General features: G+C 58.9%; 22 protein-coding genes. 15 read left to right on the top strand and 7 right to left on the bottom strand.

Annotated features, from left to right (window positions below):
• Positions 1–10: 10 nt before the first annotated feature.
• Together yegS and LG300_RS09680 are read left to right on the top strand one after the other, a co-directional pair.
• Complete coding sequence (yegS, locus tag LG300_RS09685; RefSeq protein ID WP_404374930.1) at positions 11–970, top strand: lipid kinase YegS; 960 nt, start codon at positions 11–13, stop codon at positions 968–970.
• Positions 971–1,002: 32 nt separating this feature from the next.
• Positions 1,003–1,779 carry a hypothetical protein gene (locus LG300_RS09680; protein WP_404374928.1) on the top strand — a complete coding sequence of 259 codons (777 nt, stop codon included), beginning with the start codon at positions 1,003–1,005 and terminating at the stop codon, positions 1,777–1,779.
• A 41-nt stretch (positions 1,780–1,820) separates the two neighbouring features.
• Here the strand turns inward: LG300_RS09680 and LG300_RS09675 are convergent, their stop codons facing one another.
• Positions 1,821–2,024, bottom strand: coding sequence for a cold-shock protein (locus tag LG300_RS09675; RefSeq protein ID WP_044630763.1), 204 nt, complete (start codon positions 2,022–2,024; stop codon positions 1,821–1,823).
• 133 nt (positions 2,025–2,157) lie between these two features.
• Here LG300_RS09675 and LG300_RS09670 point away from each other — a divergent pair, with 133 nt between their 5' ends.
• Entirely contained in the window at positions 2,158–2,814 is a 657-nt protein-coding gene (locus LG300_RS09670) for a LysE family translocator (RefSeq protein WP_404374926.1), read from the top strand.
• A gap of 27 nt (positions 2,815–2,841) precedes the next feature.
• Here the strand turns inward: LG300_RS09670 and LG300_RS09665 are convergent, their stop codons facing one another.
• Positions 2,842–4,791 carry a transglycosylase SLT domain-containing protein gene (locus LG300_RS09665; protein WP_404374924.1) on the bottom strand — a complete coding sequence of 650 codons (1,950 nt, stop codon included), beginning with the start codon at positions 4,789–4,791 and terminating at the stop codon, positions 2,842–2,844.
• A gap of 119 nt (positions 4,792–4,910) precedes the next feature.
• On the opposite strand from LG300_RS09665, the gene LG300_RS09660 reads away from it, so the two are divergent.
• The 4 genes from LG300_RS09660 (at position 4,911) to sixA (ending at position 8,968) form a co-directional block, all read left to right on the top strand.
• Complete coding sequence (locus LG300_RS09660; protein ID WP_404374922.1) at positions 4,911–5,258, top strand: YkvA family protein; 348 nt, start codon at positions 4,911–4,913, stop codon at positions 5,256–5,258.
• Between the two features lie 98 nt (positions 5,259–5,356).
• Positions 5,357–7,261: a molecular chaperone HtpG gene (gene htpG / locus LG300_RS09655; RefSeq protein WP_404374920.1), complete on the top strand. Its 1,905-nt coding sequence runs from the start codon at positions 5,357–5,359 to the stop codon at positions 7,259–7,261.
• Positions 7,262–7,389: 128 nt separating this feature from the next.
• Positions 7,390–8,481: an NAD(P)H-dependent glycerol-3-phosphate dehydrogenase gene (locus tag LG300_RS09650; RefSeq protein WP_404374918.1), complete on the top strand. Its 1,092-nt coding sequence runs from the start codon at positions 7,390–7,392 to the stop codon at positions 8,479–8,481.
• Positions 8,474–8,968 (top strand): phosphohistidine phosphatase SixA, encoded by a 495-nt coding sequence (gene sixA, locus LG300_RS09645; RefSeq protein WP_404374916.1) that lies wholly within the window; start codon positions 8,474–8,476, stop codon positions 8,966–8,968. Before LG300_RS09650 ends, sixA begins: the two co-directional genes overlap by 8 nt.
• A gap of 57 nt (positions 8,969–9,025) precedes the next feature.
• On the opposite strand, the gene gatB is transcribed toward sixA, so the two are convergent.
• The 3 genes from gatB to gatC are packed head-to-tail and all read right to left on the bottom strand — an operon-like array spanning position 9,026 to position 12,287.
• Positions 9,026–10,480: an Asp-tRNA(Asn)/Glu-tRNA(Gln) amidotransferase subunit GatB gene (gene gatB, locus LG300_RS09640; RefSeq protein ID WP_404374914.1), complete on the bottom strand. Its 1,455-nt coding sequence runs from the start codon at positions 10,478–10,480 to the stop codon at positions 9,026–9,028.
• Entirely contained in the window at positions 10,480–11,940 is a 1,461-nt protein-coding gene (gatA, locus tag LG300_RS09635; RefSeq protein ID WP_404374912.1) for an Asp-tRNA(Asn)/Glu-tRNA(Gln) amidotransferase subunit GatA, read from the bottom strand. The genes gatB and gatA overlap by 1 nt, the downstream gene beginning before the upstream one ends.
• 59 nt (positions 11,941–11,999) lie before the next feature.
• Entirely contained in the window at positions 12,000–12,287 is a 288-nt protein-coding gene (gatC, locus tag LG300_RS09630) for an Asp-tRNA(Asn)/Glu-tRNA(Gln) amidotransferase subunit GatC (protein ID WP_404374910.1), read from the bottom strand.
• 229 nt (positions 12,288–12,516) lie between these two features.
• Here gatC and LG300_RS09625 point away from each other — a divergent pair, with 229 nt between their 5' ends.
• Genes LG300_RS09625 through tldD form a run of 7 tightly spaced genes read left to right on the top strand, consistent with a single transcriptional unit; the run spans position 12,517 to position 22,451 of the window.
• Entirely contained in the window at positions 12,517–13,554 is a 1,038-nt protein-coding gene (locus LG300_RS09625) for a rod shape-determining protein (protein ID WP_018915723.1), read from the top strand.
• A gap of 23 nt (positions 13,555–13,577) precedes the next feature.
• Positions 13,578–14,519, top strand: coding sequence for a rod shape-determining protein MreC (gene mreC, locus LG300_RS09620; RefSeq protein WP_404374907.1), 942 nt, complete (start codon positions 13,578–13,580; stop codon positions 14,517–14,519).
• Positions 14,519–15,007, top strand: coding sequence for a rod shape-determining protein MreD (gene mreD, locus LG300_RS09615; RefSeq protein WP_404374904.1), 489 nt, complete (start codon positions 14,519–14,521; stop codon positions 15,005–15,007). The genes mreC and mreD overlap by 1 nt, the downstream gene beginning before the upstream one ends.
• A gap of 19 nt (positions 15,008–15,026) precedes the next feature.
• Complete coding sequence (locus tag LG300_RS09610) at positions 15,027–15,623, top strand: Maf family protein (protein WP_404374902.1); 597 nt, start codon at positions 15,027–15,029, stop codon at positions 15,621–15,623.
• Between the two features lie 59 nt (positions 15,624–15,682).
• A complete protein-coding gene (gene rng / locus LG300_RS09605) occupies positions 15,683–17,146 on the top strand; it encodes a ribonuclease G (protein ID WP_404374900.1) in 1,464 nt (487 codons plus the stop codon).
• 2 nt (positions 17,147–17,148) lie between these two features.
• Positions 17,149–21,000 (top strand): YhdP family protein, encoded by a 3,852-nt coding sequence (locus tag LG300_RS09600; RefSeq protein WP_404374898.1) that lies wholly within the window; start codon positions 17,149–17,151, stop codon positions 20,998–21,000.
• Entirely contained in the window at positions 20,997–22,451 is a 1,455-nt protein-coding gene (gene tldD, locus LG300_RS09595; RefSeq protein WP_404374896.1) for a metalloprotease TldD, read from the top strand. The genes LG300_RS09600 and tldD overlap by 4 nt, the downstream gene beginning before the upstream one ends.
• Before the next feature lie 11 nt (positions 22,452–22,462).
• Here the strand turns inward: tldD and yjgA are convergent, their stop codons facing one another.
• Positions 22,463–22,984, bottom strand: coding sequence for a ribosome biogenesis factor YjgA (yjgA, locus tag LG300_RS09590; protein WP_404374894.1), 522 nt, complete (start codon positions 22,982–22,984; stop codon positions 22,463–22,465).
• 95 nt (positions 22,985–23,079) lie between these two features.
• On the opposite strand from yjgA, the gene pmbA reads away from it, so the two are divergent.
• Positions 23,080–24,420, top strand: a complete 1,341-nt coding sequence (gene pmbA / locus LG300_RS09585) for a metalloprotease PmbA (protein WP_404374892.1) — start codon at positions 23,080–23,082, stop codon at positions 24,418–24,420.
• 40 nt (positions 24,421–24,460) lie between these two features.
• On the opposite strand, the gene LG300_RS09580 is transcribed toward pmbA, so the two are convergent.
• Entirely contained in the window at positions 24,461–24,730 is a 270-nt protein-coding gene (locus LG300_RS09580) for an HPr family phosphocarrier protein (RefSeq protein ID WP_404374890.1), read from the bottom strand.
• Positions 24,731–24,805 lie beyond the last annotated feature (75 nt).

The raw sequence follows: 24,805 nt of genomic DNA, 5'->3' as shown, positions 1-24,805 counted from the left end.
GAAAGCGTCGGTGACAGATTCACAGCAGCGTTATTTACTGATTATCAACGGTAAGTCTGCCGGAAACCCGGCATTACGTGAGGCCGTTGAGGCGCAACGCAAGGCAGGGACGCCGATTATCGTGCGCTCAACCTGGGAGGGTGGCGATGCCGCCGAGTTTGCTGCCCAGGCGGTGGAACTAGGCGCCACTAGCGTGGTCGCTTGCGGTGGTGACGGAACGGTGAATGAAGTCGTTAACGGGCTAATGCGTATTCCCCACGACCATCGCCCCTCGCTAGGCGTGGTGCCACTGGGTAGTGCCAATGACTTTGCTACCTCGGTGGGGCTCCCCCTTGAGCCAGGGCCTGCCCTTGCCGCTGCGGTCAGCCTCACTGCGGCACCTATTGATGTGATTAGGATGACCGCTGATGAGGAGGGGCAGCAGGCGGTTAGCTACTATATCAATATGACGACCGGCGGCTTTGGGGCGGAAATTACCTCCTCCACCCCTAAAACGCTAAAGCGTATGTTGGGTGGTGGAGCCTATTCGCTCATGGGGGCATTAAAAGCCTGGCGGCACCGCAGCTATCGCGGCACGCTGCATTGGGGCGACCACGAGCAGGCGGCCTCACTGCTGCTGCTTGCTTTGGGGAACGGGCGACAGTCCGGTGGCGGGCAGGTACTGGCACCACGGGCCAAGCTGGATGATGGCCGGCTGGATGTGCTACTGGTGAAGGATTTTCACTCTGTCATGGAGCTACCCACCTTACTGGGTGAGTTGCAGCAGTTCCCTGCGGAGGGTCGCTATGTTCGCTACTTCACCGCGAGCCAGCTAACCGTTACTACCCGAAAAGATGATGAGCCTTGGCCGCTCACTCTGGACGGGGAAGCAAAACGCTACGAGCGCTTTAGCGTTGAAGTGGTGCCTCTTGCCCTTAAAGTGCTGCTACCCGCCGACTGCACGCTGCTGTCTGCCAACGACCGCCATTGATTACTTATTTATCCGCCAAGGAGCATCACCCAATGACGAACCGTTTCTGGATACCCGCACTGGCCGGCATGGCGCTATTGCTCAGTGCGTGTGGCGATAGCCAGGAAGAGGCTGGCGTCGCTCCTGAAGAGCGCTCGGCATCAGCGGGCCAGGCTAGCGATACTCCGGCAGCCAGCGAGCCGCCGGCCGACGCGCCCGCAGAGAACGACATCAACGGGAGCGACGGTGCAGAGACAGAGGTTCCTTCGCCTGAACAGGTAGAGGATGAGATTGAGGCGCGTCAGGCGTCCGAGGAGTTAGAGCAAGCCGAAGCGATCCGCGAAACCGGCTCGGATGCCAGTGCTTCAACATCAAACGAGTCACTGCAAGCCGATGAAGAGACCCTGGCCGCCGACCCGGATGAAGCGTTGGATGAAGCCAGCGCGATGCCTGGTGAAACCACCCGCTCGGATGTAGACGACGTAATTGCGGAAACCGAACGGCGCTTTGAAGAGGCGCAGCGCCGGTTGGAGGAGCAGTTCCAGGAGATTGAGCAGCAGTCTCCCGGGCTAGCCCCGATGGAGAGCGACCCCATTGAACCGAGCTGGGAACAGGAAAGCCGTCTGCCGGACAGCCCCCCGCTCGATGAAGCGCTGGAATCGACAGACGTCGAGGCCGTAATTGAAGACACCGAGCGCCAGTTTGAAGAGGCGCAACAGCGTCTTGAAGAGCAGTATAAGGCGCTTGAGAGCGAGCGCCCGGACAGCGGTGCCGCGTTGCAGAGTGATGGCGGCCCTGACGTGGATGAAAACGCTGAGCAGTCGCCATAAAAAAGGCCCGCGATGGCGGGCCTTTATGCATTCAGCGCTGTTTAGGCAACGCGAATGTTGGAAGCCTGAAGGCCTTTTTTACCCTGGGTCACCTCGAAGCTGACTTTCTGACCATCTTGCAGGGTCTTAAAACCTTCAGCTTGAATTTCGGAGAAGTGGGCAAAGAGATCGTCACCGCCGTCATCGGGAGAGATGAAGCCGTAACCTTTGGTGTCGTTAAACCACTTGACAGTGCCAGTTGCCATCGTTCATATCCTTAACATGCTTAGTGATTGAGCGGGTGGCTTACTGCCTGCCCGCCAAATTCACTTTAGAAGCAAATAATCCGCACGTCCAGTGACGTTGTGAGGATTCTTTACCACTCAGCGAGCCTTACCTATGACGGAACTCAATTTTATTGACGCGCAGTTTATCCCTTTTGTTGTGGCGATTACGCTGCTGTCGATAAGCCCAGGAGTGGACACGCTTTTGGTGATTCGCAACACGGCGAGGGGCGGAGTACGTGACGGCATTGCGACCAGTGTGGCTATTTGCTGTGGGCTATTTGTACACGCGACCGTTTCAGCGTTGGGGATTTCGCTGATCCTACTGCAATCGGCCTGGGCGTTTAATATGCTGAAACTGGCCGGAGCGGCGTACTTAATTTGGCTGGGGGTTACTAGCCTCTTGGCGGCTCGTCGGGGAACGCCGCTGCCGGTGAAGGGCGTAATGAAAGAGGCCGCCCCCGTACCGCTTTGGCAGCCCATTAAAGAGGGGCTACTTTCCAACGTGCTGAACCCTAAAACCGTGGTGTTCTATATGGCGTTTCTGCCGCAGTTTATCGCCCCTACCGACCCGGCACTGCTGAAATCGCTATGGCTGGCGGGGGTGCATTTTGTGATTGCCAATCTCTGGCAGATTAGCGTGGTGCTAATGGTGGGGGGCGCCAGCAAATGGCTAGCCAGCGCCCGCTTTGCACAGACCTTGAACGCCGCCACCGGCGCGGTGCTCGTTATGTTTGGCGTGCGTCTCGCGCTAGAGCAACGCCCAGTGTAGTTTGCACTATCGTAACCGGGCGCACTATCAGCGTTGTACCAGTGCCCGGTCGTAGCGTACCGCCTGCTCGTTTTCATTGAGCAGCGAGACACCCTCACTGCTGCCGCCGTTGGCTAGGCTCTTGAAGATAACGCGGTAGCTTAGCACGGCCTGAACGTAGTCACGGGTCTCGCGAAACGGAATGCTCTCCACAAAGAGGTCGAACGACTCCATGCTATGGGTGCCCAGCCACTGGTCCACACGGCCAGGGCCGGCATTATAGGCAGCGGTGGCCGCTAAGCGGTTGCCTTGGTAACGCTCCAGTTTGTCGCCTAGGTAGGTGCTACCCAGGCGGATATTCAGCTCGGGTTCCAGTACGCCGTATGGGCCTGGGTCGTTCAGCCCTAATTGGCGGCTCACTTGCGTGGCGGTGCCCGGCATTAACTGCATCAATCCGCGGGCGCCCGCAGGGGAGAGCGCGACCGGGTTGTAGGCACTCTCACGGCGGGTGATAGCCATCAATAGGTAGGGGTCAACGCCAGTTTGGCGGCCCCAGTGCAAAAAGCTATCGCGGTAGGCGGGCGGAAAGCGCCACTCCAGGGCGTCCCACATTCCGCCGGCAATGGTGGTCTGTACCAAGCGTGCGTGCCACTGCTGGTGGGCGGCGTAATCGGCCAATGCCCGTGCCTGTTGGGGTGTGGCGTTCTGTACGGCATGGAGCCATTCACTGTTCGCCAGGCCGTCTTCGCCAATACGTAGCAGTGCCTCGGTACGCTGCACCACCGGTAGCTGGGCGGTCTGCTCGCGGGTGGCATCATCGAAGTGGTGACGCTCCTGGTTCAGCCGGTAGGGCTGATCGATTTTGTCGGCAGCGGCAAAGCCGTAAAAGCTGCGGTCGGCGGCTGCCTGCTGGTAACGCGCAAGCGCTGCTTCGCGGTTGCCAAGCTGCTCGTTGGCACGCCCTAGCCAGTACTGCCAGCGGCTGCTCTCTTGCTGGCTGGCAGGCATTTCAGCTATCCAGTGGATAACATCAGCCCATTGGCGTTCCGCCAGCGCACGACGCACCCGTAGCTCTAAAACCCGCTCACTGTGTAGTGAAGGTAGTACCGCATCGACCCAACCCAAGGTGCCGGGTACCTCGCGTACCAGCGCGTAAAAGGCCAGCTCCTCTTCGATAGCCTGGCGGTCTTGCGGCGTGAGGTTTAAGCGCGGTGCGATTTGCTGCCAGGCGGCAAACGCGGCGGGGGTGTCCTCCCTGGTGAAGCGCTGCATCGCCGCCTGGTAAAAAGCAGCGGTAGCCGCGCACTCAGGCCCTAGGCACACGGGTGCCGAGGTGATGACCCCCGGGTTAGCGTTGACCCTCTCTACCGTATCCAAAGCGGTTTTCCATTGGCCGCTTAGTAGGCCACCTAAATAGCTGCTTAGGCGTGCTTCCCCAGCCTGCCAGGCCAGCATTTTGCGCTCCCAAATAGCGCTGGCGTTGATGGTGCCATCGGCACGTAGGCGATTAAACAGCGTATCGCAGGCATCGGGTTGGGAGCTGCCTACTCGCCACAGCGCCAAGCCTGCACGACGCGCTTGCTCCGGCGCGCGGTCCAACAGGGCCGTGTAGTAATAGCACTGGCGCGCCGTACCGGAAGGTTCGCCATCGGCAACCGAGAGCAGCTCACCATAACGTCCGGCATGGCCATACTTGGCAATCGCCTGACCGCGCATCCAGTCCGATAAGGGGGAGTCGGCATACCGGTTAATAAACTGGAGTACCTGGCTGGCGGCAACGTTGGGTAGTTGGTTGCGTAAGCGGTGATACTCAACGTAGCCGCTAAGTACATGTCCTTCAATGGCGCGCTCGTCGATGCGTTCCCACTGCTGCTGGCGCGCGGCGTCAAGCGCATCGCGCATGGCGTCATCGGACGCCGCCCACGAGCCAGTGGGTAGGCCGATAATTACCGCTGTGCACAGGGTGCGAAGGGCGGAACGGAATGGCGTAGCCTGCATGGCACTCCCCTTACTCGCTAGTCGGGTGAAAGGCACTATGGTGAACTATATGCACAGTAGTTGAACTATATACACAGGAGATGTTCTGACAATCGTGACACTTGGAGGATTCAATTACGATGGCACGATTATCCACTTGGGGATTATTTCGTCGACTGAAAACGCGTGCATGGGCGGTGAAACGTATTGCCCGCGCGCTGAAACTCTTTCTACCCATGACTCGGGATGTGCTGCGGGGAGATTTCAGGCCCATTCCTTGGTCCGCATTTGGCACCATGGCGCTTGCCCTGGCGTACTTGGTGATGCCGTTTGATTTAATTCCAGACTTTCTAGTGCTGCTTGGCGTTGTAGATGACGTATTGATTGTCGGTTGGTTACTCAATCGCGTCGACGCACATTTGGCAGGCTATCGCGCATGGAAGTTCGCTAACGAAGCCGCCACCGCTTCTTCGCACACACCTTCTTGAAATCCCTTCGCTTATCCCCATATTGAGTTCACTATCTTTTCTGCTCCTGCCCACAGGCAGGGGCGCTAAGCAACACGTGATCAATGAGGGCTAAGCGCATGACCACTGCGACCCACGAAGAAACCCTTGGCTTTCAGACGGAAGTTAAGCAGCTCCTGAACCTAATGATCCACTCCCTGTACTCCAACCGGGAGATTTTCCTACGCGAGCTGATTTCCAACGCTGCCGATGCCTGCGATAAGCTGCGCTACGCAGCACTCGACAACGACGCCTTGTATGAAGGCGACAGCGAGCTGAGGATTGAAATCGAGCATGACCGCGACGCCAATACCATTACCCTACGTGATAACGGCATTGGCATGAACCGCGAAGACGTGATCGCCAACCTGGGCACTATTGCCCGTTCAGGCACGGCTGAATTCTTGAAGCAGCTCTCCGGTGAGCAGCAAAAGGATGCCAAGCTGATTGGCCAGTTTGGTGTCGGCTTCTATTCCGGCTTTATCGTGGCCGATGAAGTCGCGGTACGTACCCGTAAAGCGGGCACGGCGGCTTCGGAAGGCGTGGAGTGGCGCTCCAAAGGTGAAGGCGAGTTCACCGTCGCTGATATCGAGCGCGACGTCCACGGCACCGAAATCATCCTGCATCTGAAAGACGATGCGAAGGAGTTTGCCGACGATTACCGCCTGCAGAGCTTGGTACGCAAGTACTCCGACCATATCGAAGTGCCGGTGCGTATGCCGAAAGTCGAAACGGCTAAGGATGACGACGGTAACGGGATCGAAGGTAGCGAAGTGACTACCTGGGAAACCGTTAACGAAGCCACCGCGCTGTGGGCACGCCCGAAGAGCGAGGTGTCCGACGATGAGTACAAAGCGTTCTACAAGCATGTTGCCCACGACTTCAGCGACCCGCTCACCTGGAGCCACAACAAAGTTGAAGGCAAGCTAGAGTACACCAGCCTGCTGTATGTGCCCGGCCGTGCGCCGTTCGATATGTTCGACCGTGACGGTGCCCGTGGTGTGAAGCTCTACGTGCAGCGTGTCTTTATCATGGATGACGCCGAACAGTTCCTGCCGCTCTACCTGCGCTTTATCAAAGGCGTGCTGGATACCCGTGACCTGTCGCTGAACGTCTCCCGCGAGCTGCTGCAGCAGGATCCCAAGGTCGATAAGATCAAAGGGGCGCTGACCAAGCGTGCCCTGGATATGCTCAAGAAGCTCTCTAAAGACAGCGAGCAGTACCAAACCTTCTGGAACACCTTCGGCAGCGTGCTGAAAGAGGGACCGGGTGAAGACTTCGCTAATCGCGAAAAGGTCGCTGGACTCTTGCGCTTTGCCTCCACGCATACCGATACCGCTGCCCAGGAGCACTCCCTGGCGGATTATGTCGAGCGCATGAAAGAGGGCCAGAAGAAGATCTACTACGTGGTGGCGGATAGCTTCAACGCAGCGAAAAATAGCCCGCACCTGGAGATTTTCCGTAAGAAAGGCATTGAAGTGCTGCTGCTCTCCGACCGTATCGATGAGTGGCTGATGAGCCACCTGACGGAGTTTGACGGCAAGTCGTTTGCCGACGTGGCGAAAGGCGAGCTGGACCTGGGCGATGTCGAGGACGAAGCCGAGAAAAAAGCCCAGGAAGAGACCGCCAAGGCGAAAGAGGATCTCGTGAAGCGCGTTAAAGAAGCGCTGAGCGACGGCGTTCAAGAGGTGAAAATCACCCACCGCCTGACCGATTCACCCGCCTGTGTGGTACTGCCCGAGCACGAGATGGGCTACCAAATGCGCCGCATTATGGAAGCCGCAGGCCAGAAGCTGCCGGAGGTGAAGCCCATTCTGGAGCTTAACCCCAACCATGCGCTGGTAGCGCGTTTGGAAAATGCAGAGGGTGACCTGTTTAGCCAGCTAGCCCATATTTTGCTGGATCAAGCGATTATCGCGGAAGGCGGCCACTTGGACGACCCTGCAGCCTACGTGAAACGCCTCAATAGCGTATTAACGGCGTAATGGTGTTCATCCGTTAATGGCGGCCCGCTTGGTTTACCAAGCGGGCCGCTTGTTTTGTTAAGGTAGTACTTATCAAAATGGGTGGTGTGCAGGTCCACCGTTACGCAGAAGAATTTCAGGACATGGCTATGGCAGAGCAGCAAAGTAATGTCGCGGTGCTGGGGGGCGGGAGTTTTGGCACCGCACTGGCCAGTATCGCTGCCGACAACGGCGCTAACGTGCGTCAATGGATGCGCGATGAAGCGCTGGTCGCGCAGATCAATCAGGAGCATCGCAACGGGCGCTACCTTCCCGACTATGCGATCAATCCAGCTGTTACGGCATCGACCGATTTGAAAACGGTGCTGACGGGCGCTGAATTAGTGCTGATTGCCATCCCGTCGAAAGCGTTTCGCAGCGTGGTGCAAGCGGCCAAACCCTGGCTGACGCCCGAGCAAATTCTGGTCAGCACCACCAAAGGCATCGAGCAAGATAGCTTTATGCTCATGAGCCAGGTGCTGGAGCAAGAGACCGGCTTTCCGCATATTGGGGTGATTGCTGGGCCTAATTTGGCCTCGGAAATTGCTGACAAGCAGCTGACCGCCACGGTGATCGCCAGTGCCGATGCCCTCACGCGCACGCGTGTCCAGCAGGCGCTGGGCTGCCGCTATTTCCGTGTTTACGCCAGTAATGACCGCCACGGTGTCGAGCTGGGCGGGGCGCTGAAAAATATCTACGCTATCGCCGCTGGCATGGCCGCGGCGCTGGGGATGGGCGAGAACACCCGCAGTATGCTGATGACCCGCGCCCTGGCTGAGATGAGCCGCTTTGCGGTTGCCCAAGGGGCCAACCCAATGACGTTTCTTGGCTTGGCTGGCGTGGGCGATCTCATCGTCACTTGCTCGTCTAACCTGTCGCGTAACTATCGGGTGGGTTACGCGCTGGGTGAGGGGCGCAACCTGGAGGAAGCGGTAGCTGCGCTCGGGCAGGTGGCGGAAGGGGTCAATACCGTGAAGCTGGTATGTGCCAAGGCCCGCGAGATGGGCGTTTATATGCCGTTAGCTGAAGGTTTGAACCGCGTGCTCTTCGATGGCGTACCCGCCCAGGAGATGGCGGGCACGCTGATGATGGGGGAGCAGAGCAGCGACGTAGAGTTTATCCTGCCCCGTGAGGCGGTTCAGCAGGCGCATCGCGAGCAGGCTCACCAGGATCAACACAACAGCGGAGGTTGCGATGAATAGCGGTATGAATAGCGTACTGATTATGCGCCATGGCGAAGCTGCCCCCGGCTTTCCTGACCAAGCTCGGCGGCTAACATCGCGCGGCGAGCAAGAGGCGGATACCATGGCCCGCTGGCTGGCATCGCGTATCGAGCAGGGCGAGCTGGCGCGGCCAACACTCTACGCCAGCCCCTATGTGCGCGCTCAGCAAACCGCCCAGCGGATTAGTGATGCCCTTGGTGCGCCGCTCACTACGCTGGCATTTATTACCCCGGATGACTCACCTAGCGGGGTTAGCGAGTGGCTACTCACCCAACGCGACGACACGCCGATCATGCTGGTCAGCCATATGCCGTTAGTAGGCGACTTGGCCGGCCTATTGGTCGAAGGTGCGCCGAGCCAAGGGGTCGGTTTTCCCACCGCTGCCATCGCCGAGCTAGAGGCGGAGGTATGGGCGGCAGGCTGCGCCCAGCTCAAGCGTTTTACGCAGCCCAGTCAGCTCACGTAGTGTTAGCCAAAAAAAGCGGCTGCCGAAGCAGCCGCTGTTGGACGATGGCCGTGTCATTTAGAGCAGCGCATCCAGCTTCTCTTTCAGCAAGCCGTTGACCTGCTGGGGGTTGGCGGTGCCGCGTGATGCCTTCATCACTTGGCCCACAAAGTAGCCAATCATCTTACCGCGCTTCTCAGGTTCGGAGTCACGGTACTGGGCCACCTGGGCTGGGCTTTCCGCGATGACTTGATCGATCATCGCTTCAATGGCGCCGGTGTCGGTCACCTGTTTCAAGCCTTTGGCTTCGATGACTGCATCCGCGCTTTCACCCTGGCCATTCCACAGCGCCTGGAAGACCTGCTTCGCGGCTTTGCCGTTGATGGTGTCGTCCAGTACGCGGCTGACCAGTTCGCCAAGCTGCTGCGCCGACACTGGGCTGTTTTGAATGCTCAGGTTTTCGCGGTTGAGCGCGCCGGAAAGCTCGCCCTGTACCCAGTTGGCCGCCTGCTTGGCGTCACCACAGACCCGGTGCACTTCCTCGAAGAATTCCGCCATTTCGCGACTGGCCGACAGCACATTGGCATCGTACGCCGACAGGCCCAGCTCGTTTTGGTAGCGGGCGCGCTTATCAGCGGGCAGCTCCGGTAGCTGGCTACGCAGGTGATCCAGGTAGGCTTGATCCAGCACCACCGGCAGCAGGTCGGGGCAGGGGAAGTAGCGGTAGTCGTTGGCCTCTTCCTTGGTACGCATACTGCGGGTTTCGTCGCGCTCTGGATCGTACAGGCGAGTCTCTTGGACCACCTTGCCGCCATCTTCGATGAGCTCGATCTGACGCTCGACCTCAAACGCGATAGCGCGCTCCACAAAGCGGAACGAGTTAACGTTTTTAATCTCCGCCCGGGTGCCGAACGCCTCTTGCCCTTTGGGGCGAACCGACACGTTGACGTCGCAACGCATCGAGCCTTCGGCCATGTTGCCGTCGGAAATGCCCAGATAGGTCACGATGGAGTGGATCGCCTTTAGGTAGGCGGCCGCTTCTTTAGCACTCCGCATATCCGGCTCGGAGACAATCTCCAGCAGCGGCGTGCCCGCCCGGTTCAGGTCGATGCCGGTCATACCGTGGAAGTCTTCGTGCAGTGACTTACCGGCGTCCTCTTCCAGGTGGGCATGGTGGATGCGAATTCGCTTGGTGGTATCGTCATCCAGGGTGATTTCCACTTCCCCAGCGCCCACGATGGGGTGGTACATCTGGCTGGTTTGGTAACCCTTGGGAAGGTCTGGATAGAAGTAGTTTTTACGGTCAAATACCGAGACTTCGGGGATGTCTGCTTGGACGGCGAGGCCAAATTGCACCGCCATCGCTACGGCCTGCTCATTGAGTACCGGCAAAACGCCCGGCAGGCCCAGGTCAACGGCACAGGCCTGGGTGTTCGGCTCGGCGCCAAACGCGGTGGAGGCGCCGGAAAAAATCTTAGAGCGCGTTGCGAGCTGAACGTGGACTTCCAGCCCGATCACGGTTTCCCATTGCATTAGGCGTTCTCCTCGGCAAAGGCGGGCAGTTGAAGGTGCCAGTCGGTGGCTTGCTGAAACTGGTGCGCGACGTTAAGCAGCTGCGCTTCGGCAAAGTGGGTACCCAGAATCTGCAGGCCCACTGGGCGGCCACCGGCAAAGCCTGCGGGTACGCTAATGCCGGGAATTCCCGCCAGGTTGACGGCGATGGTGTAGATGTCTTGCAGGTACATGGAGACTGGGTCTTTCTTCGCGCCGAGGTCGAAGGCGGGCGTGGGGGAGGCGGGGCCCATCAGCACATCGACATCTTCAAAGGCGTCGAGGAAGTCCTGGCGAATCAGGCGGCGAACCTTTTGCGCCTTGGTGTAGTAGGCGTCGAAGAAGCCTTCCGATAGCGTGTGCGTACCGATCAGAATACGGCGCTTCACCTCTTCACCGAAGCCTTCCGCCCGCGAGCGGGTATAGAGATCGATCAGGTCTGCAGGGGCGTCGCAGCGATGGCCAAAACGCACGCCGTCAAAGCGCGACAGGTTGGAGGAGGCCTCGGCGGGGGCGATGACGTAGTAAGCCGGGATGGCGTAGTGGGTATGCGGCAGGCTCACCTCGCGCACCGTGGCACCTAGCGACTCATACACTTTCACCGCTTCACGAACGGCTTTCTCTACCTCGGGGTCCAAACCGTCGCCAAAGTACTCTTTAGGCAGGCCGATTTTGAGGCCAGAGAGCGGGGCGTTCAGGGTCTCGGTATAGTCAGGCACGCCGCGTGCCACGCTGGTGGAGTCGCGCACATCGTGTCCGGCAATCACGTTCAGCAGGTGTGCGCAGTCTTCAGCGGTGCGCGCCATGGGGCCTGCTTGGTCGAGGCTGGAGGCGTAGGCGATCATGCCGTAACGGGAGACGCGCCCGTAGGTGGGCTTCAGGCCGGTAATACCGCAAAACGCCGCTGGCTGGCGAATAGAGCCGCCGGTATCAGTACCCATGGCCGCAGGCACAAGCCCCGCTGCCACCGCTGCCGCGCTGCCGCCGGAGCTGCCGCCGGGAACGGCAGCGAGATCCCACGGGTTTTTGACCGCGCCGTAGTGGCTGCTTTCATTGGAGGAGCCCATGGCGAACTCATCCATATTGGTTTTACCCAGACTGATGGTGCCCGCAGCGCTTAGCTTCTCCACCACGGTGGCATCATAAGGCGCGACAAAGTTATCGAGCATCTTGGAGCCGCAGCTGGTTTTCACGCCTTGGGTGCAGAAAATATCTTTCAGCGCCAGGGGGATGCCGGTGAGTTTACCGGCGTTGCCATCGGCGCGGGCTTTGTCGGCGGCCTCTGCTTGGCTAAGTGCCTGCTCGGCGGTCACGGTGATAAAGCTATTGAGTTCACCGTCGGTTTTCTCAATGCGCTGCAAAAAGTGGGAGGTCAGCTCTCGGCTGGAGAGCTCGCCGCTGGCTAGGGCGGCGGCGAGCTGCGTTACGGTTTTATCATGCATGACCCGGAAGCTCCGTTCAGGGGCGAATAAAATAAGCAGAAACGAGCGGTAGGCGCGGGTTACTCAACCACACGCGGGACGAGGTAAAGGCCATTTTCCACTGCTGGGGCACAGCGCTGAAACAGGTCGCGCTGGTTCGTTTCCGTGACTTCATCGGCACGTAGGCGCTGGGTGGCGTCCAGCGGGTGGGCAAGCGGCGCGACGCCTTCGGTGTCCAAGCTCTGGAGCTGGTCGACCATGTCCAGAATGCGGCTTAGATCGTCGACAAAGCCACGGGCTTGGTCGTCGCTAACGGCGAGTCGGGCCAGGTGTGCGGCCCGGCGCACATGGGATTCTTCAAGCGCCATGATCGAGGTTTCCTCGCAATCGTGATGGAACATATTCCGCTTTGAGCGGTATACATACGGTCATCTTAAATTCGTCTGACGGAGCAGACGTGGAAAATAGCCGCAAAAGGTACCACATTTTGCTCCTAACGGGCAGTGCTGGGCACGACTCGTGCTTGCTGCCAAGGGGTTGCGGTGATACCGTTTGCATCCGCACAGGGTTCCCGGTCTGCACTAGGTAACAACATCCATGTTCAAACGTTTGAGGGGGCTGTTTTCCAGCGATCTATCGATCGACTTGGGTACGGCCAACACACTGATTTATGTACGCGGACGCGGCATTGTCCTTGATGAACCGTCCGTAGTCGCCATCCGCCAGTCTGGCAATATGCGTAGCGTGGCATCGGTGGGTGCCGATGCAAAACGTATGCTCGGCCGCACGCCTGGCAATATTACCGCTATCCGCCCGATGAAAGACGGTGTCATCGCTGACTTCACCGTTACCGAGCAGATGCTCCAGCACTTTATCCGTAAAGTGCATCAAAGCACCTTCCTGACCCCGAGCCCTCGCGTTCTGGTTTGCGTTCCCTGCATGTCGACCCAGGTCGAGCGTCGGGCGATTCGTGAATCGGCGGAAGGCGCAGGCGCCCGTGAAGTCTTCCTGATCGAAGAGCCAATGGCCGCTGCGATTGGCGCCGGCCTGCCGGTGGAGGAAGCTCAGGGTTCGATGGTCGTGGATATTGGTGGCGGTACCACGGAGATTGCGATTATTTCGCTAAACGGCGTGGTCTATTCAGAATCGATCCGCGTAGGCGGTGACCGTTTTGATGAGGCGATCACCGCGTACGTGCGTCGCCACTACGGCAGCCTGATTGGTGAAGCCACCGCCGAGCGCATCAAGGAAGAGATTGGCTGCGCCTACCCGGGGGGCGAGCTGCGCGAGATTGACGTGCGTGGCCGTAACCTCGCAGAAGGCATTCCGCGCAGCTTCACACTGAACTCCCACGAGATTCTAGAAGCACTGCAGGAAACGCTGGGCTCTATCGTGGCCGCTGTGAAAAGCGCCCTTGAGCAGTCACCTCCCGAGCTTGCATCCGATATCGCCGAGCGCGGTTTAGTGCTGACGGGTGGTGGCGCGCTGCTGCGTGACCTGGATAAGCTGATTGCCGAAGAGACCGGCCTGCCGGTAATTGTGGCGGAAGATCCGCTTACCTGTGTAGCCCGTGGCGGCGGCAAGGCGCTGGAGATGATTGACCAGCACACCTTTGAGTTGCTGTCGAGCGACTAGGCGCAGCGGTTTATCGCGGGGGATTGCCTATTAAACCGCTGTTCTCACACGGGCCGCTACCCGGTTACCGGCTACTCTTCTGTGTGCTGTTGGCAAGCGCGTTAATGTTTGCCGACCATCGCTTTACCCGTATGGAAGAGGTGCGCGCCCAAATGACTATGGTTGTCGCACCCATCCAATGGGTGGTCAGTGTGCCTAGTGATGTGCTGAATTGGGGGGCGCTGGCGCTCTCCGATCAGCAGGCGCTGGTGGACGAAAACCGCCGGCTGCGCGAGCAAATCTTAACGCTTTCCCATCGTGGCCAACGCTTGGCTAACTTAACGGCTGAGAATGCTGAGTTGCGCAATCTACTTGGCGCAGCCGAGCGCCGTGAGATTCCCTATATCACAGCGGAGCTACTCTCGCTGGATAATGATCCTTTTAGCCACCAAATGGTGGTGGATCGTGGGCACCGCAACGGTGCTTATGTGGGTCAGCCGGTTATCGATGCCTCCGGTTTGGTGGGGCAGGTAACCGCCGTGTCTGCCTACTCCAGCCGTGTGCTGCTACTAGCCGATGCCAGCCACGCGCTGCCTGTGCAGGTTAACCGCAATGGGCTGCGTTTTATTGTCCAGGGCACCGGCCGTTACGGCAGCGTGCATGTGCTGCATGTGCCCGATACGGCGGATATACGCGAAGGTGACCTGCTGACCACGTCCGGCTTGGCAGGCCGTTTTCCGCCCGGCTATCCGGTGGCCCGCGTGACCGAGGTGTATCACGACCCTGGCCAGCCATTTGCCCGAGTAGTCGCTGAACCCTCTGCCCAGCTGCAGCGTTCGCGCCACTTTCTGCTGCTCTTTCCGCCCCCCCGTGAAGAGTTGGATGCTTCTATTTGGGATGAGTCCATGGATATCTCAGCCGACGCGCTCCATGCCGCCCAGCGACTTGGGCAACCAGCGTCCCCCATTGTGCAGGAGGACCGCTAATGGCGCGTGCGCCGGTAGTGCCCCTGGTGGTGGTCTGGCTGAGCTTGGTGTTTGCGCTCTGCCTGCAAGTGATGCCGCTGGCCGACGGGTGGCAGGTTTTTCGCCCGGAGTGGATCGGGTTAATGCTGATTTACTGGTGCATGCAGGCACCGGATAGGGTCGGGGTTTTCCACGGGTTTGTATTCGGCCTCTTGATGGATCTTATCGAGGGCACGGCGCTTGGCCAACATGCGCTGATTTTCTCGCTTCTGACCTTCCTGGCCGCGCTGGTATATCCGCGTTTTCGGGCCTACTCCCTTGTCCAGCAATCGGTGCTGGTGCTGGTGCTGCTGGGGTTGGTGCAATTGGTGGAGCAGTGGCTGCGAACGCTGACCGGTGTTTTTTCTATCCATCTCTCTTTCTTGATCCCGTCACTGATGAGCGCACTCCTGTGGCCGTGGCTCGCTACAATGTTTAAGGCCATTGAGCGTCGGTTGGCCAGTGCGTGAAGCATAATCGAGGATGACGATGACACACGATGCCCCCGTACTCTGTTTGGCCTCGGCGTCTCCACGCCGCCAAGCGCTGCTTGCCTCGATCGGTGTGCCGGTCTGCGTCATGCCAAGCGATATCGATGAAACACCGCATGAGGCTGAAGCACCGGCGGCCTATGTTGAGCGGTTGGCGGTGGCAAAAGCCCAAGCGGCAGTGGGTAAGACTCCGCTGCCTGTGCTGGGGTCAGACACTGCGGTGGTGATCGATGGTACGATCTTAGGGAAGCCTAACAATCAGCAGCACGCGGCCGCTATGCTGGAAATGCTCTCTGGCCGCACGCATCAGGTGTTAACGGCGGTAGCGGTGAGCGGGCCCCAGGGTATACTCTCCTGCAGTGTGACTACGGACGTCACCATGCGCGAGTTAACGCCGGAAGAGATCGCTTGCTATTGGCTGACGGGTGAACCTGCCGATAAAGCCGGTGGGTATGCTATTCAAGGCTTAGCAGCCATCTTTATTGAACAAATTCAGGGTAGCCACTCTGCTGTGGTGGGGTTGCCACTATTTGAAACAACGCGCTTGCTACGCCAGCAAGGGGTTCCCGTTTGGGCGGGCCGTTATCCTGCGTAACCACCGACTCATCGCCCGCTGCGCTGGCAAGGAATAGGACATCCAATAAGGAATTTTGCATGAGCGGTGAAGTCCTCATCAATTTAACGCCAATGGAGACCCGCGTCGCGCTGGTGGAAAACGGCGTATTGCAAGAGGCGCTCATTGAGCGCTCTCGCCGGCGCGGTATCGTAGGCAATATCTACAAAGGCAAAGTGGTGCGTGTTCTGCCTGGTATGCAGGCTGCCTTTGTTGATATTGGCTTAGAGCGCGCAGCGTTTATTCATGCCCACGAGGTCACGCCCCCCGGTACGCCCAACGATGAGCAGCAGACCATTGGGCAGCTGTTGCACGAAGGGCAGGCGCTAGTGGTCCAGGTCACCAAAGACCCGATTGGTAGCAAAGGGGCGCGGTTGACGACCCACCTTTCAATTCCCTCCCGTTATCTGGTGTATATGCCGGATTCACCCCACCATGGGGTGTCGCAGCGTATCGAAGACGAGCAGGAGCGTGAGCGCTTAAAGGCGCTGCTGGATAAAAGTATCGAAGAGCAAACCATTGAGGTGACAGGGGGCTTTATCGTCCGCACCGCGGCGGAGGGCGTTGGCGAAGAGGAGCTGGCCAGCGATATGTACTTCCTGCTGCGTATCTGGCGCAAGGTGAGCGAGCGTAAAATCACCGCCGCGCCCCCCAGCGTGATTTATGACGACTTGCCGCTGTTTATGCGTACGCTGCGGGATGTCATGCGGGACGATATCGAGAAAGTACGCATCGACTCCCGGGAAAACTTCGTCAAGCTGGTCGAGTTTGCCGAAGAGTTTATGCCGGATGCCGTTGACCGTATCGAATACTATCCCGGCGAACGGCCCATTTTTGACCTTTATAGCGTCGAAGATGAGATTCAAAAGGCCTTGGGGCGCAAGGTCCAGCTAAAGTCTGGCGGCTATTTGGTCATCGACCCCACCGAGGCCATGACCACCATCGATGTGAATACCGGTGGGTATGTGGGGCATCGCAATCTTGAAGAGACCATCTTCAAAACGAATTTGGAAGCCGCCACCGCCATTGCCCGCCAGCTTAGGCTGCGTAATTTAGGCGGCATTATCATTATCGACTTTATCGATATGGTAGACGTGGAGCACCAGCGGCAAGTGCTGCGCGTGCTGGAAAAAGCGCTAGAGCGGGACCATGCTAAAACTAAATGCACCGGGGTCACTGAGCTGGGCTTGGTGCAGCTTACCCGTAAACGCACGCGGGAAAGCCTTGAACAAACGCTATGCGAAGCGTGCCCGACCTGTAGTGGGCGCGGCACGTTGAAAACGCCTGAAACAGTCTGCTACGAAATCTTCCGTGAAATCCTGCGTGAAGAGCGTGCTTATAGTGCGGAAACGTATATGGTGCTGGCATCTCAACCGGTGGTAGACAGGCTGCTTGATGAGGAGTCTGCCGCGGTTGCTGACTTGGAAATGTTTATCAATAAAACGATCCGTTTCCAGGTAGAGCAGCACTATTCTCAAGAGCAGTACGACATTGTACTGATGTAATGATGGCGCCACGCTCTCTCTTTCGCGGCTGTCTCGTCGGGGTAGCCGTACTACTTGGCACGCTGGCGATGCTGCTGCTAGCGTTGCGCCTTTTTGCTAGCCAAGTGGATGTGTTAACCCCGCGGCTGGAAGCACTGTTGGAAGCGCGTATCGGCGTGCCGGTAACAATCGAGCACCTAGCGCTCTCTCTAGAGCGCAATAATCTGCATCTAGAGTTAGAAAACCTTCACGCACAACTGCCTGATGGTCAAGCCCTACTGACGCTTGACCGGCTGTCGTTGCGCCTGGATAGCTGGGCAACGCTGCGGCAACTGGCACCTATTTTTAGCGATGCCCGGATGGTGGGGCTTGAGTTTCACCTCTATCAGCAGCCTGATACTGCCTGGGGGTGGCCAGCACCGGCGTCCCTGCCGCTAGGGGTGGCACCCCAGCCGGAAGTAGACCTAAACACCTTGGATGCTTGGGCAGGGCTGCTGCTGCGGCAGCGGCTGTGGGCGGATAACAGCCGGATCATGCTGCATGGCCAACAGCAAACCGTCATGCTCCATGCGCCTTCGCTGCTGTTAAACGGCGACAACCGTCGCACACGATTAGAGGGCGCTCTAAATATTGTCGAAACCCCCGAGGTGCTGGGTTCAGAGCTGCCTGCTATTACAATGCACGCCGAAATGCAGCCCGGCCAGCGGGGTTTTAGCGACTTCTCTGCTGCCCTCCAGCTGGATATGCAGTTGGATCACCTAGTCGTGCTGGCAGCGCTGTTTCGCCCCGAGCAGATGCCTTTTCTGGAGCAGATGGGCGGTCAGGTGCAGCTATGGGGCCGCTGGCGGGCGGGGGCGCTAGAAGATGCACGGCTAGCACTGGATGTTCCCGAGCTAACGCTACGTAAGGATGTCGAGTACGCCGTATTGCGTAATATTCAGGCCAGCGGACAGTGGCGGCGCAACGGTGACGGCGGTGAGGCATGGCTCAGCGGCAATGCCGAAACCGTGGAGTGGGCGCAACCCGAAGGGGTCAGCGACGGCCCGGCACTGCCGCGCCACTGGTACCTAGCGCATCAGCCGGGGCGGTGGGAGCTGCGAACCAGTGCCTTTGAACTCTCGTCATTGGCGGCTTGGCGTGAGTACGCGTTGCTGCCGGAGTCACTCACCCGCGTACTGCAAACGCTCTCGCCGCGAGGCCAGGTGCAAGGCCTGCGCCTGGGGCAGCGAGAGGGGCGCTGGGGCGTCGATGCTGCGCTAACGAACGTTGCCGTGCTGCCCTGGCAGCAGGCCCCCGGGGGAGGGCCGCTGGATGCCTGGGTGCAGGCCCGCGACCTGCGTGGCCGGGTGACCTTTAACAGCGCCGGCGACAGTACGCTCTACTTTCCCAAGCTGTTTGAAGTGCCCATGCAGCTAAGCCATGCCGAAGGGGTGGTGGAGTGGGTGTACGATGGCCCCAACACTATGATTAGCGGCCGCGATCTAAATGTTGATTGGGACGGTGCCCGAATCAGTGGTGGTTTTGGCCTGATCACGGGGCAGCAGAATGGGCAGTTCGGTTTGGATATTGCGTTTGCTGATGTGGATGCGCTTAGTAAACCGCTCTCCCAGTGGCTGCCCATGAAGGCATTTGAGCCAGAACTTAGAGAATGGCTCAAGAACGATATCGGGGGCGTGGTGCCGCAAGGCTCGCTGAAGTTGAGTCAGCCACTGGGGCCAGCGGCCTCGACGGAGCAGCTATCAGCAACCCTTGCGCTGGCGATCACCCAGGGGCATCTGCCGATTGCACCGGAGTGGCCGCAGCTAGAAGACATTGAGGGGCGCTTGCTGTGGCAGGGTGGCGTACTGCAAGCGCAGGTAGAGCGCGCCCAAAGCCACGGCGTTGAGGTATCCCAGGCTGCAATACGCATGGAGGAAGAGGAGCCGCTGCAGCTATCCGGCAGCCTGCAGAGTGATGGTGCGTCCCTGCTAAGCTTTGTTCAAGCCATTCCAGAGACTAACACGCTACCGCTGAGCGAGCTGACGGTCGAAGGTAATATCGTGGGGGAGCTGGCCCTGGAGCTGCCGCTGGATAACTTTGAGGCGCTCCAGTTGGAGATTAATGCACGGCCAGCCTTGTCGGCTGTGCGCTACGCGTCACAACCGGTAACTCTGCGTGATCTGGGTGGTGAACTCAGCTGGCAGCAGGTGGGCGAGAGGCATGCGCTGCTAGGGGAGCTAAGCGGCCGTTGGCAGGGCGGTGATATTCGCGCAGAGTTGATGGCTGATGAGCGTGTTGCCTTGCAGGGCAGCGTGGAGACGACTGCGCTTTGGGCGCTGGTAGGGTTGCCTGCTGAGCAGGCTCGCCAAGTGATCAGTGGCCGCACCCAGTGGCAGGGCGAGGTCTCTCTTACTGCTAGCCCAGTGTTAACCTTAGAGAGCCGCCTGCTTGGCATCACCAGCGCGCTACCAGAGCCGTTTGCCAAGGCCAGTGACCAGCCGTGGCCTTGGCAGCTACGCGCGGAGCTTGAAAGTGGGCGAGTATCGATGCAGCTAGCCGATAAGGCAGCTGCGAGATTCCAAACGCTGGATAGTGGTGCGCTAGCAGCGGAAGCGGTGCTAGGTAGCGCAGCGCAGCGTCCGAACTGGCCTCAACAACCAGGGTGGCGGCTCGAGGCTGGGCTTGAGACGCTCGACCCCCTGGCCTGGCACGCTGCCTTGTCGCCGCTATTGTCGGGGGGCGTTGCGCCTGCACCTGACAGCGGTAGGAGTGCACCGCTGGAAGTGCTGTTGCGCGCCGACTGCTTGCGTTTTCGGAATGAGTGCTTTGGTGATATTAACGCCTCGGGGACGCTCGCCGGCCAGCGCGCTTCCCTACGGCTTAGCGGTGATATGTTTTCGGGTCGTATCGATTATCAGCCTATCAGCGAGCGTCCGCTTGATATTGCGATCACCTCGCTGGCGCTGGATAGGCTAGTTAATCTTCCCGCTAAGGCCCACGACACTACGGAAGCTGCCCCGGGTTCCTGGGTCAATGCGGTCGAAACAGAGCATGAGGCTTCGGTTGCCATTCCCGATTGGCTCGCTGAGCTACCCAACGGCAGGCTACGACTGGCGGATATTAGCGTTGGTGAAAGCCGCTTCGGTCCACTAACCGCCTATTGGCAGACCGATGAGCGCCGCTTTACGCTCTCGCCAGTTGGCTTAACCCTCGGGCAGCTTTCCGCCCGTGGTGAGCTAGTCTGGGAAGGTAATGCAGTGAATAGCCGTACACGGGCGGATATTTCCATACAGGGTGGCGATGTGGGGACAGCGCTGGAGCGGCTTAACCAACCGGTAGCCATGCGCAGCCGCACCACCGACCTGGCTGCTGAGCTTACTTGGCCGGGAGCCCCCTGGCAGCTTGATTTAAGCCGGGCCGGTGGTGAAATGAGTGCCGATATACGCGATGGCCGTTTTGTAACCCTTGAATCGACTCCCGCCCGTTTAGTGGGGCTGCTCAATTTTGATAACATTCTGCGCCGTCTACGGTTCGACTTCTCCGATCTAACCGGCCAGGGAACCGCCTTTGATCGGGTGCATGGCACCGCCGATGTGGCACAGGGCCAGCTGTTGCTGCGTGGCCCCTTACAAATTGATGCTCCTGCCACCACGCTGACGCTGACTGGAAGTGTTAACCTCTTACAGCGTGAACTTGATCAGCGCCTGGGCGTCACACTGCCTGTTAGCCAAAGTTTACCCATCGCCGCCATTGCTGTCGGCGCGCCCATTGTAGGTGGCGCACTGTTTATCGCCGACAAGATTTTTGGTGAGGTGCTGGATCAAGCAACCACTATTTATTATCGCGTGCGAGGCCCTTGGACCTCGCCGCAGGTGACTTTAGAAGGCCCCCAATGACCGCACATAAAAGCGATATAGAGTCTGCTGTTTCCATTTTGCTAACGCCAGGTGGCCTCGACTTGAATGCTCTGGATGCTGGCCTTGGCTACGCCATGGGAGCGGGCATTGATTATGCTGACCTCTATTTTCAACGTACCTGGCAAGAGGGCTGGGTGCTGGAAGATGGCGAAGTCAAAGAGGCTAGCTATAACATCGATGGCGGCGTCGGTGTACGCTCGCTGGCCGGTGAAAAGACCGGATTTGCCTACTCCAATCAGATCACCGCAGACGCGCTGATGGATACCGGCCGCACCGCCTCCGGCATCGTACGCAGCGGTAAACAGTTGCCGGGGCAGAAAGTGACCCCTGTCAGCGCGGCATCATACTACGCCGGTATCGACCCTCTTGCGGGCCTCTCGGCGGAAGAGAAAGTCGCCATGCTTAAGGAGGCGGACCGCGTGGCCAGGGCGGCCGACCCAAGCATTAGCCAGGTAAGCGCTTCGTTATCGGGTACTTACGAGGTAGTGCTGGTGTGTGCCAGCGATGGCACCCTAGCCGCCGATATTCGTCCCCTGGTGCGTTTTAACGTCAGCGTTATTGCCGCTAAGAATGGTCGCCGTGAGCGTGGTAGCGCGGGCGGCGGCGGCCGTTACTCCATGTCGCGCCTGCGCGATGAAGGCGTTGCCGAACGCTACGCCAAAGAGGCTGTGCGCCAAGCGCTGGTTAACCTTGAAGCCATTGACGCCCCCGCAGGGCAGATGCCGGTAGTGTTGGGCGCGGGTTGGCCGGGAATTTTGCTGCACGAGGCCGTGGGGCATGGTTTGGAAGGCGATTTTAACCGTAAAGGCAGCTCAGCGTTTGCCGGTAGGATGGGCCAGCAAGTGGCCGCCAAGGGTGTCACGGTAGTCGATGATGCCACCGTGACTGACAGCCGCGGTGCGCTGAGTGTGGACGACGAAGGCACGCCAGGCCAGTACACGCCACTAATCGAAGACGGTATTTTGACGGGCTATATGCAGGATAAGCTAAACGCGCGCTTGATGAAGATGGCGCCTACCGGCAATGCCCGCCGTGAGTCGTTTGCCCATTTGCCCATGCCGCGTATGACCAACACGGTGATGCTGGCAGGGCAGGATGACCCTGTCGATATTATCAAAAGCGTTAAGCAGGGAATCTACGCGGTCAGTTTTGGTGGCGGTCAGGTGGATATCACTTCGGGTAAATTCGTCTTTTCGGCCAGCGAAGCCTACATGATCGAAGACGGAAAGATCACCGCGCCGGTAAAAGGTGCCACGCTGATTGGTAACGGGCCTGAGGCCATGGGCAGGGTATCAATGATTGGCCACGACATGGCGATGGATACCGGGATTGGCGTGTGCGGTAAAGAGGGGCAAGGCGTGCCGGTGGGGGTAGGCCAGCCCACCCTGAAACTGGATGAGCTGACCGTAGGCGGCACGCAATCCTCTTAAGTGGCTGTGGTTTACAGCGCTAGCGTATCGCGCAGGTGCTTAAACAGTTTGCGCGAGCTGGTGGGGGGCTTGCCCTGTTCGCGCTCTTTGCGGGCGTTGCGTACTAGCTGGCGCAACGCCTGGCGATCCGCGTTGGGGTAGTCGGCCATAAATAGGTCAACGGCGTCGTCGCCCTCATCCACCATGCGGTCACGCCACTTTTCCAGTCGGTGAAAAGCATGGTCGCGCTGCGTTTTTTCCTGCTCGATGGCGTCGAAAACACCCTGGATGGCCGTCAGATCCTCTTTACGGATCAGTTTGCCAACGTACTGCATATGGCGACGGCGGCCTTCATGGGAGCGAATGCGGGAGGTTTCTTCGATCGCCCGCAGCATATCGTCCGACAGGGGGAAGCGAGCCCGTTCGGCCGGCTTCATGGCAATCAACGTTTCGCCAAGTGCCTGTAGGGCATGCATTTCACGTTTTAGCTGGGACTTACTTGGGCGCTCTTCCTGCTCGTCGATATCGAAAGGCTCTGGGCGTTGCTTAGGCATATAAGAACTCACTGATTAGATTCGTTTGCAGCATTATATCAGGCTGCGACCACAACATTGATTCGCCAATGCGATTCAGGCGAAAAGGAGGCCATATGGCACAGGCATTTGATGCATCGGCGCAGCAGGCGCTGTTGGCGGAGCGCGCCGAAGAGGCGCTGGCTTTGGCAAAGCAGCTGGGAGCGGATGCCGCCGAGGTTGGGGCAAGCGTTGACCAGGGGTTGAGCGTTAGCGTACGCCTCGGTGAAGTGGAGACCGTTGAGCTGTCCCGTGACCAGGGCATTGCGGTAACGCTCTATGTAGGTAAACGTAAAGGTAGCGCCTCCTCAACCGATGCCAGCAGTGCTTCTATCCGCGCCACGGTAGAAAAAGCGCTGGCCATTGCGCGCTATACCGGCGAAGACCCCGCCGCCGGTTTGGCGGATGCCGCGCTGATGGCTACCGATTTACCCGACTTAAACGTCCATCATCCGTGGGCACTCTCTACCGACGAAGCGATTGATCTAGCCCTGCGCTGTGAAGAGACGGGCCGTGGGGTCGCTGGCATCCATCAATCGGAAGGTGCATCGCTCTCCAGCGGAGAAGGCGTGCGCGTATACGCCAATAGCCACGGCTTCCTTGGCACTCAGAAAGGTAGCAATCACTCACTCTCCTGCATGTTGATTGCCCAGGATGAGCAGGGCATGCAGCGGGATTATGACTACACTGCTGCTCGCAACCCACAACATTTGCGTGATCCTGAAGAAGTCGGGCGTGAGGCTGCGGCCCGCACCTTGCGGCGGCTGGGTGCGCGTCGCCCCCCGACCGGTACGTTTCCTGTGCTGTTTGACCCGACGCTGGCTAGTGGCCTAATCGGACATCTTATGGGGGCCTTGGCAGGTGGGGCGCTTTATCGGGAGGCGTCGTTTTTATGCGATCGCTTAGGCAGCCCGCTATTTCCCGATTGGTTCGGGCTGGAAGAGCGCCCAATGGAAGTAGGGGCAACGGCTAGCTCGCCGTTTGATGCCGAAGGTGTGCAAACCCGTAATAACCGGTTTATTGAGCAGGGGCAGGTGGCGAGCTATATGCTCTCTGCCTATAGCGCACGTCGGTTGGGAATGCAGTCAACCGGCAATGCGGGCGGTGCGCGCAACCTGCGTTTAACGGCACCGTTAACCCCCCGTGCCGAGCTGCTGAAACAGATGGGGCGCGGTATTTGGGTGACCGAGCTGATGGGGCAAGGTGTGAACGGCGTGACCGGTGACTACTCCCGTGGCGCGGCGGGTTTTTGGGTGGAAAATGGTGAGGTGCAGTACCCAATTGAAGAGTTCACTATTGCCAGCAACTTGAACAAGATGTTCGCTGGATTGATGGGAGTGGGAAGTGATACGGATACCCGTGGCAGTATTCACACGGGCAGCTGGCTAATTGATGCGATGACCGTAGCGGGAAGCTAGCCGGCTTTCGTCGTTGTAGCTATTTGCTGTAGAACGGCGCCTACTGCTCTTCATCGAAACGGGCGTCGAACAGTGCCTCAATGGCGTCTAGCGCTTGTTCGGCGTCGTCCCCTTCGGTGACCACGGTAAGCTCGGTGCCGCAGGGAGCGGCCAGCATTAACAGCGACATAATGTTGGCAGCATCGGCTTTCTGCTGCTGTTTATAGACATAAATATTAGCGGAAAACTGCTGGCCGCATTTCACCAGTTTAGTAGCCGCGCGGGCATGAAGGCCGCGCTGGTTGGTAAGCGTTAACGTTCTTTCGGGCACTCTGGTTCCTTTTTGCCGAGTGGGTCTTGAAACTGAGGGCTTAAAACTCAGGTCTTAAACTTGATCCTTGAAACA

It is taken from the genome of Vreelandella aquamarina, from assembly GCF_044805175.1.
In the GTDB taxonomy this organism is placed as follows: Bacteria; Pseudomonadota; Gammaproteobacteria; order Pseudomonadales; family Halomonadaceae; genus Vreelandella; species Vreelandella aquamarina_B.
The sequence above is the reverse complement of the archived record's forward strand: the minus strand, read 5'-3'. Positions and strand labels throughout refer to the sequence as shown.

Bases quoted from the DNA above. Each gene is read 5' to 3' on its own strand.
- rng (WP_404374900.1), top strand. From the start codon at position 15,683: ATGAGCGGTGAAGTCCTCATCAATTTAACGCCAATGGAGACCCGCGTC.
- LG300_RS09680 (WP_404374928.1), top strand. From the start codon at position 1,003: ATGACGAACCGTTTCTGGATACCCGCACTGGCCGGCATGGCGCTATTG.
- LG300_RS09625 (WP_018915723.1), top strand. From the start codon at position 12,517: ATGTTCAAACGTTTGAGGGGGCTGTTTTCCAGCGATCTATCGATCGAC.
- tldD (WP_404374896.1), top strand. From the start codon at position 20,997: ATGACCGCACATAAAAGCGATATAGAGTCTGCTGTTTCCATTTTGCTA.
- LG300_RS09675 (WP_044630763.1), bottom strand. From the start codon at position 2,024: ATGGCAACTGGCACTGTCAAGTGGTTTAACGACACCAAAGGTTACGGC.
- htpG (WP_404374920.1), top strand. From the start codon at position 5,357: ATGACCACTGCGACCCACGAAGAAACCCTTGGCTTTCAGACGGAAGTT.
- gatB (WP_404374914.1), bottom strand. From the start codon at position 10,480: ATGCAATGGGAAACCGTGATCGGGCTGGAAGTCCACGTTCAGCTCGCA.
- sixA (WP_404374916.1), top strand. From the start codon at position 8,474: ATGAATAGCGGTATGAATAGCGTACTGATTATGCGCCATGGCGAAGCT.
- pmbA (WP_404374892.1), top strand. From the start codon at position 23,080: ATGGCACAGGCATTTGATGCATCGGCGCAGCAGGCGCTGTTGGCGGAG.
- LG300_RS09660 (WP_404374922.1), top strand. From the start codon at position 4,911: ATGGCACGATTATCCACTTGGGGATTATTTCGTCGACTGAAAACGCGT.
- yjgA (WP_404374894.1), bottom strand. From the start codon at position 22,984: ATGCCTAAGCAACGCCCAGAGCCTTTCGATATCGACGAGCAGGAAGAG.
- LG300_RS09670 (WP_404374926.1), top strand. From the start codon at position 2,158: ATGACGGAACTCAATTTTATTGACGCGCAGTTTATCCCTTTTGTTGTG.
- LG300_RS09600 (WP_404374898.1), top strand. From the start codon at position 17,149: ATGGCGCCACGCTCTCTCTTTCGCGGCTGTCTCGTCGGGGTAGCCGTA.
- mreD (WP_404374904.1), top strand. From the start codon at position 14,519: ATGGCGCGTGCGCCGGTAGTGCCCCTGGTGGTGGTCTGGCTGAGCTTG.
- LG300_RS09650 (WP_404374918.1), top strand. From the start codon at position 7,390: ATGGCAGAGCAGCAAAGTAATGTCGCGGTGCTGGGGGGCGGGAGTTTT.
- gatC (WP_404374910.1), bottom strand. From the start codon at position 12,287: ATGGCGCTTGAAGAATCCCATGTGCGCCGGGCCGCACACCTGGCCCGA.
- LG300_RS09665 (WP_404374924.1), bottom strand. From the start codon at position 4,791: ATGCAGGCTACGCCATTCCGTTCCGCCCTTCGCACCCTGTGCACAGCG.
- LG300_RS09610 (WP_404374902.1), top strand. From the start codon at position 15,027: ATGACACACGATGCCCCCGTACTCTGTTTGGCCTCGGCGTCTCCACGC.
- gatA (WP_404374912.1), bottom strand. From the start codon at position 11,940: ATGCATGATAAAACCGTAACGCAGCTCGCCGCCGCCCTAGCCAGCGGC.